At 68.1% G+C, this 14,652-nt stretch carries 13 protein-coding genes, 1 rRNA gene and 1 riboswitch; of the genes, 2 read left to right on the top strand and 12 right to left on the bottom strand.

Annotated elements, in window-relative coordinates:
• Positions 1-132: 132 nt before the first annotated feature.
• On the top strand, positions 133-552 hold the full coding sequence (locus tag AB0N07_RS28060) for a TOBE domain-containing protein (RefSeq protein ID WP_365839754.1): 420 nt from the start codon (positions 133-135) through the stop codon (positions 550-552).
• A gap of 46 nt (positions 553-598) precedes the next feature.
• Here the strand turns inward: AB0N07_RS28060 and gcvP are convergent, their stop codons facing one another.
• Positions 599-3,484 (bottom strand): aminomethyl-transferring glycine dehydrogenase, encoded by a 2,886-nt coding sequence (gene gcvP, locus AB0N07_RS28055; protein ID WP_365839656.1) that lies wholly within the window; start codon positions 3,482-3,484, stop codon positions 599-601.
• A 176-nt stretch (positions 3,485-3,660) separates the two neighbouring features.
• Positions 3,661-3,756: riboswitch (glycine riboswitch) on the bottom strand.
• 113 nt (positions 3,757-3,869) lie between these two features.
• Here gcvP and AB0N07_RS28050 point away from each other — a divergent pair.
• On the top strand, positions 3,870-4,247 hold the full coding sequence (locus tag AB0N07_RS28050) for a PRC-barrel domain-containing protein (RefSeq protein WP_344405270.1): 378 nt from the start codon (positions 3,870-3,872) through the stop codon (positions 4,245-4,247).
• A 140-nt stretch (positions 4,248-4,387) separates the two neighbouring features.
• Here the strand turns inward: AB0N07_RS28050 and AB0N07_RS28045 are convergent, their stop codons facing one another.
• From AB0N07_RS28045 to rrf, 11 genes are all read right to left on the bottom strand, one after another.
• Positions 4,388-5,752: a DNA polymerase IV gene (locus AB0N07_RS28045; RefSeq protein ID WP_365839654.1), complete on the bottom strand. Its 1,365-nt coding sequence runs from the start codon at positions 5,750-5,752 to the stop codon at positions 4,388-4,390.
• 79 nt (positions 5,753-5,831) lie between these two features.
• A complete protein-coding gene (locus AB0N07_RS28040) occupies positions 5,832-6,515 on the bottom strand; it encodes a MerR family transcriptional regulator (RefSeq protein ID WP_365839652.1) in 684 nt (227 codons plus the stop codon).
• A gap of 203 nt (positions 6,516-6,718) precedes the next feature.
• Positions 6,719-7,192, bottom strand: coding sequence for a bifunctional nuclease family protein (locus AB0N07_RS28035; RefSeq protein ID WP_004002801.1), 474 nt, complete (start codon positions 7,190-7,192; stop codon positions 6,719-6,721).
• A gap of 85 nt (positions 7,193-7,277) precedes the next feature.
• Positions 7,278-8,015, bottom strand: coding sequence for a MerR family transcriptional regulator (locus tag AB0N07_RS28030; protein ID WP_365839649.1), 738 nt, complete (start codon positions 8,013-8,015; stop codon positions 7,278-7,280).
• Positions 8,016-8,059: 44 nt separating this feature from the next.
• On the bottom strand, positions 8,060-8,965 hold the full coding sequence (locus AB0N07_RS28025) for an FHA domain-containing protein (protein ID WP_365839647.1): 906 nt from the start codon (positions 8,963-8,965) through the stop codon (positions 8,060-8,062).
• A 61-nt stretch (positions 8,966-9,026) separates the two neighbouring features.
• Positions 9,027-9,881 (bottom strand): DUF881 domain-containing protein, encoded by an 855-nt coding sequence (locus tag AB0N07_RS28020; protein ID WP_365839645.1) that lies wholly within the window; start codon positions 9,879-9,881, stop codon positions 9,027-9,029.
• Positions 9,882-9,886: 5 nt separating this feature from the next.
• On the bottom strand, positions 9,887-10,219 hold the full coding sequence (locus AB0N07_RS28015; protein WP_003988855.1) for a small basic family protein: 333 nt from the start codon (positions 10,217-10,219) through the stop codon (positions 9,887-9,889).
• Positions 10,216-11,121: a DUF881 domain-containing protein gene (locus AB0N07_RS28010; protein WP_365839643.1), complete on the bottom strand. Its 906-nt coding sequence runs from the start codon at positions 11,119-11,121 to the stop codon at positions 10,216-10,218. The genes AB0N07_RS28015 and AB0N07_RS28010 overlap by 4 nt, the downstream gene beginning before the upstream one ends.
• Positions 11,122-11,228: 107 nt before the next feature.
• A complete protein-coding gene (locus tag AB0N07_RS28005; protein ID WP_365839641.1) occupies positions 11,229-13,724 on the bottom strand; it encodes a mannose-1-phosphate guanyltransferase in 2,496 nt (831 codons plus the stop codon).
• Between the two features lie 115 nt (positions 13,725-13,839).
• Entirely contained in the window at positions 13,840-14,448 is a 609-nt protein-coding gene (locus AB0N07_RS28000) for a CDP-alcohol phosphatidyltransferase family protein (protein WP_365839639.1), read from the bottom strand.
• Between the two features lie 109 nt (positions 14,449-14,557).
• A 5S ribosomal RNA gene (rrf, locus tag AB0N07_RS27995) occupies positions 14,558-14,652 on the bottom strand; the annotation flags it as partial.

The raw sequence follows: 14,652 nt of genomic DNA, 5'->3' as shown, positions 1-14,652 counted from the left end.
CCAGGGGCCGGGCGGCGGCCAAGACGACGCAGACACGCGCGTACCGTGCATAACACCCCACCGGGGCTACCGTGGGCCCGGGCACAAAGCCCTCAATCCCCCACCCCCTGCGAGGCGTTCCCCATGAGCCCCATGAGCCTGAGCATCCGAAACCAGATCCCCGGCACGGTCACCGCCATCACCTCCGGAGAGGTCATGGCCACCGTCAAGGTCCGCCTGACCGGCGGCCAGGAGATCACCGCGGCGATCACCCTCGAGTCAGCCGAGGAACTCGGCCTCACCGCGGGCAGCGCCGTACGCGCCCTGGTGAAGTCGACGGAGGTCTCCCTGGCCACCGCCCCGGTCGGGGGCCTGTCCATCCGCAACCAGCTGCCCGGCACGGTCACCGACGTCACCACCGGCGGTGCGATGGCCTCCGTTAAGGTCGCCGTCGACGGCGGCGAACTGACCTCCGCGATCACCAAGGACGCCGTCACGGACCTCGCCCTGACCACCGGCACACCCGTCGTGGCCCTGATCAAGTCGACGGAGATCTCACTCGCGACGGCATAACGGGAAAGGCCCCGCCGAAGCGGGGCCCTCCTCCACGACCACTGCGTCAGTCGTCGTACGCGTCCAGCGGCGGGCACGAACACACGAGGTTCCGGTCACCGAATGCCTGGTCGATCCGCCGCACCGGCGGCCAGTACTTGTCGGCGGCCGACACCCCGGCCGGGAAGACGGCTTCCTCACGCGAGTACGCGTGCTCCCACTCCCCACCGAGCGCGGCGGCGGTGTGCGGCGCGCCCCGCAGCGGGTTGTCCTCGGCCGGCCACTCGCCCGCCCCGACCTTCTCGATCTCCGCACGGATGGCGATCATCGCCTCGCAGAACCGGTCAAGCTCGATCAGGTCCTCGGACTCGGTCGGCTCGATCATCAACGTGCCGGCCACCGGGAACGACATCGTCGGCGCGTGGAATCCGTAGTCGATGAGCCGCTTGGCGACGTCGTCGACGCTCACGCCGGTCGCCTTGGTCAGCGGCCGCAGATCGATGATGCACTCGTGCGCGACCAGCCCGCCCGGGCCGGTGTAGAGCACGGGGTAGTGCGGCTCCAGCCGCTTGGCGATGTAGTTGGCGCTCAGCACGGCCACCTGAGTGGCCCGCTTCAGCCCCTCGCCGCCCATGAGCCGGACGTACGCCCACGAGATCGGCAGGATGCCCGCGGAACCCCAGGGAGCCGCGGAGATCGGCCCGACACCCGTCGCCGGTCCTGCGGCCGGCTGCATCGGGTGGTTCGGCAGATACGGCGCCAGGTGCGCCCGCACACCGACCGGCCCGACGCCCGGCCCGCCCCCGCCGTGCGGGATGCAGAAGGTCTTGTGCAGGTTGAGGTGCGAGACGTCACCGCCGAAGTGACCCGGCTTGGCAAGCCCCACCAGGGCGTTGAGGTTGGCGCCGTCGACGTACACCTGCCCGCCGGCCTCGTGTACCTGGGCGCAGATGTCGGCGACATGCTCCTCGAACACACCGTGCGTGGAGGGGTACGTGATCATCAGCACGGCCAGCTCGTCGCGGTACTGCTCGATCTTCGCCCGCAGGTCCTCGACGTCGATCTCACCGTCCTCGGCGGTCTTCACGACGACGACCTTCATCCCGGCCATCACGGCGCTGGCGGCGTTCGTACCGTGCGCGGACGACGGAATCAGACACACGGTCCGCTGCTCGTCCCCGTTGGCCCGGTGGTATCCGCGTACGGCGAGCAGTCCGGCCAGCTCGCCCTGTGATCCGGCGTTGGGCTGCAGGGACACCTTGTCGTACCCGGTGACCTCGGCGAGCCGCTCCTCGAGCTCACGGATGAGGGTGAGGTAGCCCTGCGCCTGCTCGGCGGGGGCGAAGGGGTGCAGCTGCCCGAACTCGGGCCAGGTGACCGGCTCCATCTCGGTGGTCGCGTTGAGCTTCATGGTGCAGGAGCCCAGCGGGATCATGCCCCGGTCGAGCGCGTAGTCACGGTCGGCGAGCCTGCGCAGGTAGCGCAGCATCGCGGTCTCGGAGCGGTGCTGCTGGAAGACCGGGTGGGTCAGGTAGTCGTCGGTGCGCAGCAGTCCGGCGGGCAGGGAGTCCTCGGTCGCCGCGTCCAGCGCCTCGATGTCGCCCTCGACCCCGAACGCGGTCCACACTGCGCCCAGTTGGGCCCGCGCGGTGGTCTCGTCGCAGGCGATCGACACGTGGTCGGCGTCGGCCAGGTGAAGGTTGACTCCGTTCTCCCGCGCGGCGGCCACCACCTCGGCGGCGCGGCCCGGCACCCGCACGGTGAGCGTGTCGAAGTAGGAGCCGTGCACGACCTCGACACCACCGGCCTGAAGCCCCGCGGCAAGGATCGTGGCGTACCGGTGGGTGCACCGCGCGATCGCCTTGAGCCCCTCCGGCCCGTGGTACACGGCGTACATGCCCGCCATGACGGCGAGCAGCACCTGGGCCGTGCAGATGTTGCTGGTGGCCTTCTCCCGCCGGATGTGCTGCTCACGGGTCTGCAGCGCGAGCCGGTACGCCTTGTGCCCGTCCGCATCCACGGACACACCCACGAGCCGCCCGGGCAGGCTGCGCGCGAACTTCTCGTGCACGGCCATGTAGCCGGCGTGCGGCCCGCCGAAGCCCATCGGCACACCGAAGCGCTGCGTGGTCCCGACCGCTATGTCCGCACCGAGCTCTCCGGGCGACTTCAGCAGCGTCAGCGCCAGCAGATCGGCGGCGACGGTGACGAGCGCACCGAGTTCGTGCGCCTGGTCGATGAGCGGCTTGAGATCGCGTACGACACCGGAGGCGCCGGGGTACTGGACGAGCACGCCGTTGATCTCACGCCCGGCGACCTCGGCCGGAATGCCGTCGCCGAGGTCGGCGACCACGACCTCCACACCGGTCGGCTCGGCGCGGGTCTCGATCACGGCGATGGTCTGCGGCAGCACGTCCGCGTCGATCAGGAACAGGCCCTTCTTGTTCCTGCCCATGCGCCGGGACAGTGCCATGGCCTCGGCGGCGGCCGTCCCCTCGTCGAGCAGCGAGGCACCGGAGGTGGGCAGCCCGGTCAGGTCGGCGACCATGGTCTGGAAATTGAGCAGGGCCTCGAGCCGCCCCTGCGAGATCTCGGGCTGGTAGGGCGTGTAGGCCGTGTACCAGGCGGGATTCTCCATCACATTGCGCAGGATGACGGGCGGAGTGAAGGTCCCGTAGTACCCGAGCCCGATCATGGAGTCGAGCACCTGGTTCCGGTCGGCGAGCGAACGCAGCTCGGCCAGCACCTCGGCCTCGGTACGCGCACCCGGCAGCTCCAGCGCATCCGAGTTCTTGATCACATCCGGCACCGCGGCGGCGGTGAGCTCGTCCAGCGAGCCGTATCCGACGTGCGCGAGCATCTTGGCCCGCGCCTCGTGGTCGGGGCCTATGTGGCGCTGCTCGAACGGGATTCCCTGTTCGAGCTCGGAGAGCGGAATGCGATGGGCGGTCATTGCGGAGGCCTCCTGGTCTGACACGACCTTCGAGGGGCACCACGGCACGGGTACCCGGACGGCCTCCCCCTCTGTCATCTCAACCTGAGAGCTTCACCGGATCGCCCGAGGGCGCCCGGCTTTCACCGTCGGTGAGAGCGGAAGCCATCGACACCCGCCCTGCTTTCCAGAGTGACCTCGTCCGCGCGGTACGTGAGCCTGAGAGATTCCGGGGAGGATTTGCTCCTTCGGCGCCTCCGATGATGTCTGGAGGACTCTCCCGCACGGGGTCAGCAGCCGCTGTCAGCCTACCAGCGAGCACAACATCCCATCCTTCGAGTGGCCGCCATCACCAATCTGCTCTTTTGTAGTGCTTACGAATGAGTTGCGACCAAGTGGAGGGCCCGTGCAGACCGACATCGATCCGCGCAACCTGATCGGCCGCAAGGCGTTCGACCGCAACGGCACCAAGCTCGGCACCATCGACGAGGTCTATCTCGACGATGCGACCGGCGTGCCGGAGTGGGCGGCCATACGCACCGGCCTGTTCTCCCGGGACGCCTTCGTCCCCCTGGAACCCAGCGAACTGATCGAGGGCACCCTCCACGTCCCCTTCGACCGGTCCCTCATCAAGGACGCCCCCGACTTCGGCGTCGGCCGCCACCTCTCCCCCGAACAGGAGCTCCAGCTCTACCACCACTACGGTCTGGACATCCCCGCCCCTTCCCCCTTCCCGGACCACGACTTCGGCAAGCTCGCGGGCACGGAGGACGCGGACGCCTAGGCCCCTCGCCCGGATCAGCTCGGCGCCGCGGACCCCGGCACGCCCTCGTCCCCACTGACTCAGTGGCGTGGGGGCCCCAGCCTCGTTGCGGCACTGGCCCAACCGCGCCCGGCCCCCGCGCGGACCAGCGCCCTCCCCGGTCAGGCGCCGACCCCGTGCACGGTGGCCCCGGGTCTCGCCGCCACCAACGGCAACGGGTCCGCCGGCTCCAGCTCAGGGTCATCGGTGCGAAACGTCCGTACCCGCCCCGGCTCCGAATCCGGCGTCTCGAACCGCACGGTCACCCGTCCGAGCCCACTTCCCTGCACCCACCCGTGCCCGAACTCGGCATGCCGCACATCGTGCCCGGCGGGCCACCGGCGCTCGACAGCCACCTTCTGCTCCTCGACGGGCTCCTCGTCCGCTTCGTCCGCCACATGTTCCGTGCCGGCCCCCGCTGCCTGCGCGAACAGATCCTCCTGCGTGTAGTCGGCCAGCCCGCTCACCCCCACCCCCAGCAACCGCACACCCCCCGTCGTGTCCACCGATTCCAGCAGCCGGGCGGCAGCCTCCCGCACCACCGCCGGATCGTCCGTGGGCCCGCGCAGCGTCTCGGAACGAGTCAGCGTCGAGAAGTCGTAGCGTCGCACCTTCAGCACGATGGTCCGCCCCGAAAGACCCGCACCTCGCAGCCGCCGCACACACCGGTCGGCCAGCCGCTGCACCTCCAGCCCCACCCTCACCCGGTCGTGGATGTCCACGTCGTACGTGTCCTCGACCGACACCGACTTGGCCTCCCGCTCGGCCACCACGGGCCGGTCGTCGTGCGCCAGCGCCATGGCGTACAACGCGTGCCCGTGGGCCTTGCCCAGCAGCCGGACGAGCTCGTCCTCACCTGCCTCGGCAATCTCGTCGACCGTGGTGATGCCGGCCCGCCGCAGATGGTCCCCCGTGGCCGGCCCCACCCCTGGCAGCATCCGCACCGACATCGGCCCGAGCTTCGCCCGCTCGGTCCCGGGCTCGACCAGCACCAGCCCGTTCGGCTTGGCCTCCTCGGAGGCGATCTTCGCGAGCATCTTGCAGGCGGCAAGGCCCACGGACCCGGTGAGCCCCGTGTCCGCCCGTATGTCGGCTCGCAGCTTCTCCCCCACCAGCCGCGCCGACGCCGCGTCCCAGGCCGCCTCCCCGGCCTCCAGGTCCACGAAGGCCTCATCCAGGCTCAACGGCTCCACCAGCGGCGACAGCGAGTGCAGCAGCCCCATGACCTGCTCGCTGATCGACCGGTAGAAACCGAAGCGCGGCACCAGATACGCGGCGTTCGGTGCCAGCCGCCGCGCCTGCGCCATCGGCATCGCCGACCGCACCCCGAAGACCCGCGCCTCGTACGAAGCGGTGGCGACCACCCCGCGCGGCCCGAGCCCACCCACGATCACGGCTTTCCCGCGCAGACTCGGCTTGGATGCCTGCTCCGCCGAGGCGTAGAAGGCATCCATGTCGAGATGCAGGATCGTGGGCGCGTTTCTCACACCTCCGATGCTGCCCTACGCCACTGACAATGCCGCCTCACGACCGCCAGTGGGCTCGGAGAAGCCGCAGAGAAGCCGCTCAGACCGCCCGGTTCCGCCGTCGTGCCAGCTCGTCCGCCGGGTTGTGCCCGACCAGGGTCTCACCGGTGTCGATCCGCTCGCCGTGCAGCTGCGAGAGCGCACTGTCGACGTCCCGCCACACCACACCGACGGCGATCCCGAAGATCCCCTGGCCGCCCTGGAGCAGGGCATGGACCTCGTCGGGCGAGGTGCACTCGTAGACCGTGGCGCCGTCGCTCATCAGCGTCATGCGCTCCAGATCCCGGAAGCCCCGCTCCCGCAGGTGCACCACCGCGGTACGGATGTTCTGCAGCGACACCCCGGTGTCCAGGAACCGCTTGACGATCTTCAGGACGACGACGTCCCGGAAGCTGTACAGCCGCTGCGTGCCCGACCCGCAGGCGGGCCGCACGCTCGGCTCGACGAGCCCGGTACGGGCCCAGTAGTCCAGTTGCCGGTAGGTGATGCCGGCGGCCGCGCAGGCCGTCGGACCGCGATAGCCGATCTGCTCGGACGCCATGGACGCCGCCCCTCCGCTGCTCGGCACGGCCGCCGGTCGCTGCGGAGCGTGATCGGCCGCGCTACCGAGATGGGGGTCCCCCCAACTCGAACGAAGTTGAGAGCTTGGGGGAGGGTACGGGCCGCTCTCCCCGAGACTGCGTCCGGGGCCACCCCCAGCCGTACCGTCGCCGCTGCTTCTCACGCCGACCTCCGTCCTTGACCTGCCATCTCGACGGTAGGCAGTCACCAGGGGTGCGTCAACGATCGCCACACTCGGCACGCCGAGTGATAATCACCCTAAGAGTGGTTTCCCGCACCCCACCGCGGGGAAAGGCTAGCCGAATGCGCTCGGAGGGGGCCGCAGGACGCTCTCACTCGCCGCTGGCACTTGCCGGCATTTGAGACTCACTGGCTGCTTGTCCCGAAGTCCTCCGGCGAGATCTGATCGAGGAACTCGCGGAACTTCTCCACCTCGTCCTCCTGCTCATCCGGAATCGCGATGCCTGCGTCGTCGAGCACACCGTCGCTGCCGTAGATCGGCGTTCCGGTGCGCAGGGCCAGCGCTATGGCGTCGGACGGACGGGCACTGACTTCGACCCCGCTGGCGAAGACCAGCTCCGCGTAGAAGACGCCCTCCCGCAGATCCGTGATGCGCACTTCGGTCAGCTCCTGACCGACGGCTTCCAGCACGTCCTTGAAAAGGTCGTGGGTCAGCGGTCGTGCGGGGGCCATGCCCTGCTGGGCGAAGGCAATGGCTGTCGCCTCCCCCGGCCCGATCCAGATGGGGAGGTAACGGTCGCCTCCCACTTCACGCAGGAGCACGATCGGTTGGTTGGAGGGCATTTCGACCCGGACACCTACGACATCGAGCTCGTTCACACAGCAACCCTAGGACCTGCCCGGGACGTTTGGGTAGTCGAGCCGGGAACGGGGGGCCGATCCGGCCTCCGCAGAGGCGCCGAACTCAGGGCAGTCGCACACCGAGGGCGGTCTGCACGAGGGCTGCGTGCAGCTTCACCGTGAGCGCCGCCAGCTCCTTCGTACGCGCCTCGGCATGCGCCCTGGTCTGCGGATTACGGTGGCGCTTCAGCGGGGCCACCACCTGGTCCACCAGCCCGGCCTCACGCTCGGCGGCGGCCTTCATGGCCCTGAGGTGCCGCGGTTCGATCCCGAACTGCCCGAGCTCCACGACGAGCGACGCCACGGTCACCGTCTCCGCGTCGTACGCCCCGTCCGGCAGCGGCGCGACCAGGCCGTACGACTCCCACTCCTCGAGTTGCTGCTCGCCGATCCCGGCGGCCGCGAGCAGCTCGGCGCGCCCGATCCGAGCCGCGGTGGGGCCCTCCGGCGCTTCGAGGAGCGATTCGCCGTCCCGCTGGCGTCCCACGACGGGCAGCGGGACTGCCTCACCGCGCTCCACGGCCTCCAGATGCTCGCGGATCACCTTGAGGGGCAGATAGTGGTCCCGCTGCATCCTCAGCACATGGCCGAGGCGCTCGACGTCGTCCGCGCTGAACTTGCGATACCCCGACGGGGTGCGCTGCGGCTCGATGAGCCCTTCCGACTCCAGGAAACGGATCTTGGAGATGGTGACTTCGGGGAACTCGTCACGCAGCACGTTCAGCACCGTGCCGATGCTCATCAGACCGCTGTCCGTGCCGGCGGTGCCGTGCCCGGCACCGCCGCTCGGTGTTCGAAGCATGGACATTCCCTTGGGGTCCCCCCGTACGGGGTCTGGGGGAAGGGTCAGTAGCCCCGCTGGCTTGCGTAGAAGACCAGCCGGTACTTTCCGATCTGCACCTCGTCACCGTTGTTCAGAGCGACCTGGTCGATCCGCTCGCGGTTGACGTACGTGCCGTTCAGACTGCCCACGTCGGCCACCGTGAACGAGCCGTCCGCACCACGGCGGAACTCCACGTGCCGGCGCGAGACCGTCACATCGTCCAGGAAGATGTCGCTCTGCGGGTGACGCCCGGCCGTGGTCAGGTCGCCGTCCAGCAGGAAGCGGCTGCCCGAGTTCGGCCCGCGGCGCACGACCAGGAGCGCGGAGCCCAGCGGCAGCGCGTCGACGGCCGCCTGCGCCTCGGGGGACAGCGCCGGCACCTGCGTCTGACCGGTGACTTCGGCGTCGTAGGCCTCGATGCCGGAAATCGAGATCGTGGACGTCGTCTCGGACGGCCGCTCGGCCGCGCCGCCGGACCGCAGCGGGGCGCCACAGTTGGAGCAGAAGCGGCTGCTTTCCGCGTTGCGGTTACCGCACCTCGTACACACCAGGGCCGACATAGGGGAAAACCCTCCACCCGTACTTGAGGTTGACGGTTGCCCGAAACCTATGCCCCCGGACTGCGCAGGGTCAACAGACGGCGCGCCCTGACCTCCAGGAATGTCACCGCCCGGACCAGGGACCTGGTCCCGGAACAGTGGGCGCCGGCCCTCTGCATCAGGCTGTGCGCGATGACGAGCGGTCGCATTGTCGCTACCCTCTCGCGCGCTCTTGCCGAACAACTTCGCAAACAACTTCACGGGCGATTCCCCTTGACCGAAACAGACCCGCCCGTGGGGCAGGACGAACCCTGATTGCATACACCGGCCGACCCGGACATCCTCACAACGTCCGTATCCACCAGACAGTTTCCACCACGCACCACCCATTCGGTGCGCCGACCCCCCGCAACCTCATGCCCTCGCCGGACGTCCGCCATGCACCGCCTGTTCACTGGGAGGGCGACCGAGCGTAGTCAGGCCGCTTCGCAGCTCGCAAGGCGTCCACGACGATCTTGTTCGACCGCTGGACGGCAACAGTGGCCTGCTCCTTCTCAAGAGTCTGCACCACGCCTCCAGGGATGTTGAGCGCCGGTTCGAGGTCCGCCGGCTTGCCGATGACCTTGAAACGAAAGGGAGCGTTGATCTTGTTCCCGTCGACGCTCACGCTCTTGCCCGAGTCGGTGAGGTAGGTGTTGGCGACGACACGTACGTCGTTCACCTGGATCGCCTCCGCCCCTGCCGCACGCAGCTCCTGGATCGCGTCGAGCAGCATGTCCGCCTGGACCGTCCCCTTCGTGTCCTTGATCGTCATCGTGATGCCGGGCCCCTGCGCGGCCACCGTGCCCGCCAGAATGCCGAGTTGCTTCTCCTTCTCGACGGTCTGCTTGCGGGCCTCCTCGGCCTGGTTGGAGCTGTTCTCCAGCTCGTCGCGCTGCTTCTCCAGTCCCTGCTTCTCGTCCTCAAGACGCTGTGTACGGTTGTCGAGTTCATCCAGGATGCGAACGAGATCTTCCTGACGCGCGCCGCGCAGGGCGCTGTCGTTGTTGCTGTTCGAAGCCACCTGGACGGCCAGGCCGAAGCCGAGGCCGAACAGCAGGACGGCGACGATGAGTTGGGCACGGGTGACGCGCGGCGGCCAGAGACCCTTCACCAGCCGCTGCCGCCCGGTGAGAGAGGGCTGCTTCTCCTCAGAGGGCTGCTTCTCCTCGGGAGCTGCCGCCGTCACGTCGGGCTCCGTCGCGGGGACCTCCTCGGGAAGTTCCTTGCGCAGCCTGTTCTCCGGCGTCTCTTCGTTGTCGCTCATCGGCCTCACGCCCGGAACACGTGGCGGCGGATCGCCGCGGCGTTCGAGAAGATGCGGATCCCGAGGACCACGACGACACCGGTGGACAGCTGGGCGCCCACGCCCAACTTGTCGCCCAGGAACACGATCAACGCCGCCACGACCACGTTGGACAGGAACGACACCACGAAGACCTTGTCGTCGAAGATCCCGTCGAGCATGGCCCGCAGACCACCGAAGACGGCGTCGAGCGCCGCGACGACGGCGATCGGCAGGTAAGGCTCGACGACCGCCGGAACCTCAGGCCGGACCAACAGGCCGGCCACGACTCCCACTACGAGGCCCAGTACGGCGATCACGATGTGCCCTTCTCAGTCTTCTCGGTTGTCGGCTGTGCTGTACGTACGATCACACTCGGTGCGGCAGGCAGCCGGAGGTCGCCTTCCACGGAGATGCTGGTCCGGATGCCGTAGGTCTCCTGCAAGGCGTGCAGATACAGCCCGTCGGCGCTGTTCTGGAACCTGCTGCTCAGTTGCTTGCCGTTCCCCACGGCCAGCACCGTGTAGGGGGGAACCAGCGGCTTGTTGTCGACCAGTATCGCGTCCCCGGCGGCCCTGATCGCCGAGAGCGCCGTCAGCCGCTGCCCATTGATCGAAACGGCCTCGGCCCCCGACTCCCACAGCCCGTTGACCACACGCTGCATGTCACGGTCCCGCACTCGACCGGTGTCGGAGAAGTCCGAGGTCTCGCGCGGATTGCCGTTGCCGCCGCTGGTTGCTTCCTTGGCGTCGTTCACGACCAGTTTCACGCCGGGGCCGTGTACTTCGACGGCGCCCGACAAAACCCCCACCAGCTCCGACCGGTCTCCACTGCCGCTCTTCTTGAGGGCCTCCCGCTGGCGCGCGCTCACATCGTCGCGCAGCTTGTCGACGGAGCCCTCCAGCTTGTCCGCCGCCGTGGTCTCCCGGTCGATGCGGTTGATCAGTTCCTCGCGCTCCTTGGCGACGACGGGAGCCGCCACCCGAGCCTGTGCCGCTCCTACGGTCACGACGAGGGCCGCGAGCACCAGCCCGCCGGCCAGGCCGAGCCTGGCCCGAAGAGTCTTCGGCAGAGCGCCGTCGCCCGCGGCCTTCTTCCTGGCGGACGCCTCGGCGTAGCCGTCGTCCAGGCTGTGGTCCATGACGTTGGTGAGCAGCGACATGGAGGCGTCCGGACGCGAGGGTCGCGTGGGTGTGCTCCGAATGGGGGGCTGCTGCGGCATGCCGCACATCGTCGCATGTCGCGACCACTACCTCCGAATGGCCCCACCGGCGTGCCGGACAGGCCCCCTTGGGGACACCTGTCCGGCACGCGCGCGTGCTGCGTTTTTCAGCGGCCGGCGCTGTCCACGACCCCCGACCACTCGTCGAGCAGGGCCTGGGCGGAGGCGTCGTCCGGCCCCTCCGCCCACAGGTGGGTGACCGCTTCGGCCGGGTCGGGCAGCACCATCACCCAACGCCCGTCCGTCTCCACCACCCGCACACCGTCGGTGGTGTCCACGAAGCGGTCTCCGGCCGCCTCCACCACACGCCGCATCACAAGTCCCTTGACGGCCCAGGGAGTCGCAAGATCCCGCTTGAGAACGTGTGCCCGCGGAATCCGGGCATCGATCTGGCTGAGGGTGAGCTGCGTCCGCGCCACCAGCCCGATCAACCGTACGAAGGCCGCCGTACCGTCGAAGACGCTGCTGAACTCCGGGACGATGAAGCCGCCCTTGCCGTCACCGCCGAAGATGGTCGAGTCGTCGCCTCCCACCCTCGTCAGGTCGTCGGGCAAGGTCGTCGTCCACTCGACCTGCGTCCCGTGGTACGCCGCAACCTGCTCGGCGATCCTCGTCGTGGTCACCGGCAGCGCCACCCGCCCACTGCGCCGCTCCGCGGCCACCAGATCCAGCATGACGAGCAGCGCCCGGTCGTCCTCGACGATCCGCCCCTTCTCGTCAACCAGCGACAACCGCTCGCCAACCGGGTCGAACCGCACCCCGAAGGCGGCCCGCGACGAAGCCACGATCTCACCGAGCCGCACCAGCCCCGACCGCCGCACATCGGCGGACTCCGTGGGCCGCGACTCGTCGAGACCGGGATTGATGGTCAGCGAGTCCACACCGAGCTTGCCCAGCAGGCTGGGCAGGACAAGCCCGGCGCTGCCGTTCGACGCGTCGACGACGACCTTCAGCCCGGACTCGGTGATCCCGGTCGTGTCGACATTGCGCAACAGCGAGCCGGTGTACGAGTCGAAGACGCTGGCAGGAAAGTGCAGGTCTCCGATCTCCCCGGGGAATGCACGCCGGTACTCCTGCCGCGCGAACACCCGGTCCAGCTTTCGCTGACTGCCCTGCGACAGGTCGGCGCCGTTCCCGTCGAAGAACATGATGTCCACGGAGTCGGGCACCCCGGGCGTGGTCCGGATCATGATCCCGCCGGCGCTGCCCCGCGCCGTCTGCTGGCGGGCAACGGGCAGCGGTACGTTCTCCAGGTCCCGTACGTCGATGGCGCTGGCCTGCAGGGCGGAGATGACCGCCCGCTTCAGCGCACGGGCGCCACGGGAGTGGTCGCGGGCCGTGGTGACCGTGGAGCCTTTCTTCAGAGTCGTCGCATAGGCACCGGCCAGGCGCACGGCGAGTTCGGGCGTGATCTCCACGTTCAGGATGCCGGACACCCCGCGAGCACCGAACAGATGCGCCTGGCCCCTGGACTCCCAGATGACCGAGGTGTTGACGAAGGCGCCGGCCTCGATGGTCTTGAACGGGTAGACCCGCACATTGCCCTGAACGATCGATTCTTCACCGATGAGGCACTCGTCGCCGATGACCGCGCCGTCCTCGATCCGAGCGGCACGCATGATGTCGGTGTTCTTTCCGACGACGCATCCACGCAGATTGCTGTGCTGCCCCACGTACACGTTGTCGTGTACAACGGCCTTGTGCAGAAACGCACCGCTCTTCACGACGACGTTCGATCCGACGACGGTGTGCTCACGAATTTCGGCGCCGGATTCGACCTTGGCGTAGTCGCCGATGTAGAGCGGGCCGCGCAGCACGGCGTCGGGATGCACCTCGGCACCCTCGGCCACCCACACCCCCGGGGACATCTCGAAGCCGTCGATCTCGACGTCGACCCTGCCCTCCAGAACGTCGGCCTGCGCCTTCACATAGCTCTCGTGAGTACCGACGTCCTCCCAGTACCCTTCCGCGACATAGCCGTAGATCGGCTTGCCTTCCTTCATCAGCTGCGGAAAGACATCCCCGGACCAGTCCACAGGCACATCGGGCTCGACATAGTCGAAGACTTCGGGCTCCATCACGTAGATGCCCGTGTTCACCGTGTCGGAGAAGACCTGCCCCCAGGTGGGCTTCTCCAGGAAGCGCTCGACCTTTCCTTCTTCGTCGACGATCGTGATACCGAATTCCAGCGGGTTCGGCACACGCGTCAGGCAAACAGTGACGAGCGCACCCTTTTCCTTGTGGAAATTGATCAGCTCGGTGAGGTCGAAGTCGGTCAGGGCGTCACCGGAGATGACGAGGAAGGCATCGTCCTTCAACGCCTCTTCGGCGTTCTTGACGCTTCCTGCGGTACCGAGTGGCTTCTCCTCGTTGGCATAGGAGAGCTCCATTCCGAGCTCTTCGCCGTCACCGAAGTAGTTCTTGACCAATGAGGCCAGGAACTGGACAGTTACGACGGTCTCGTTCAGCCCATGCCTTTTGAGCAGCCGTAGCACATGCTCCATGATCGGGCGGTTGGCCACGGGCAGGAGCGGCTTGGGCATGCTTGAGGTCATGGGGCGAAGGCGTGTGCCTTCACCTCCGGCCATCACGACGGCCTTCATGTCGGAAGCGTCCTCCTCAAAAAGACGACGGTCTAGCCGACTTCACCCGCCCAAATTGTCCCGCACTTTTCCGCCGAGGGCCATCCAGCCACTACGGCCGCAGCAATGGGCGAGTTCAATCGGCCATGGCGTCCGCGCGGACGAGGCGGCGGACTTGTACCACGTAGAGGACTCCTGCCCACCAGTAGAGCGTTGTACCCCATCCAGCGAACGCCCATCCGAAAATAGCAGCGAGTGACGAGATCCATCCGGTTCCGTCACTGAGCAGGAGCAAGGGGAAGGCGTACATCAGGTTGAAGGTGGCCGCCTTGCCCAGGAAGTTCACCTGCGGCGGCGGATAGCCGTGCCGGCGCAGGATGCCCACCATCACCAGCAGGACGAGCTCGCGCGCCAGAAGTACAGCGGTCAACCAGAATGGCAGAATCTCACGCCAGGTGAGGCCGACCAACGTCGAGAGAATGTAGAGCCGGTCGGCCGCGGGGTCGAGCAGCCGGCCGAGGCTGCTGACCTGGTTCCAACGCCGCGCGAGCTTGCCGTCGAGGTAGTCGCTGACTCCGCTCAGAGCCAGCACCAGCAGCGCCCATGTGTCACTCTTGGGGCCCCCGAACTCAGGCCTGAGGATCAGCCACAGAAAGACCGGCACGCCGACGAGACGCGCCATGCTGAGGATGTTGGGGATGGTGAGGACCCGGTCCGTCTGGACGCGGGTCTCCTGGACCTCCACCCGGGAGCCTCCTGTGGGAAACGTGCCAACGATGCCCCCTGACCTTACCTCAACGCAAAAAAGCTCTGGCTCTTGGGCTTGTTACCCAAGAGCCAGAGCTCTAAAAGGAGTTCGGCGGCGTCCTACTCTCCCACAGGGTCCCCCCTGCAGTACCATCGGCGCTGTAAGGCTTAGCTTCCGGGTTCGGAATGTAACCGGGCGTTT

Source organism: Streptomyces sp. NPDC051172 (genome assembly GCF_040682555.1).
Lineage (GTDB): Bacteria > Actinomycetota > Actinomycetes > Streptomycetales > Streptomycetaceae > Streptomyces.
Note: the sequence above shows the minus strand (reverse complement) of the source record. Positions and strands in the feature narration are given on the sequence as shown.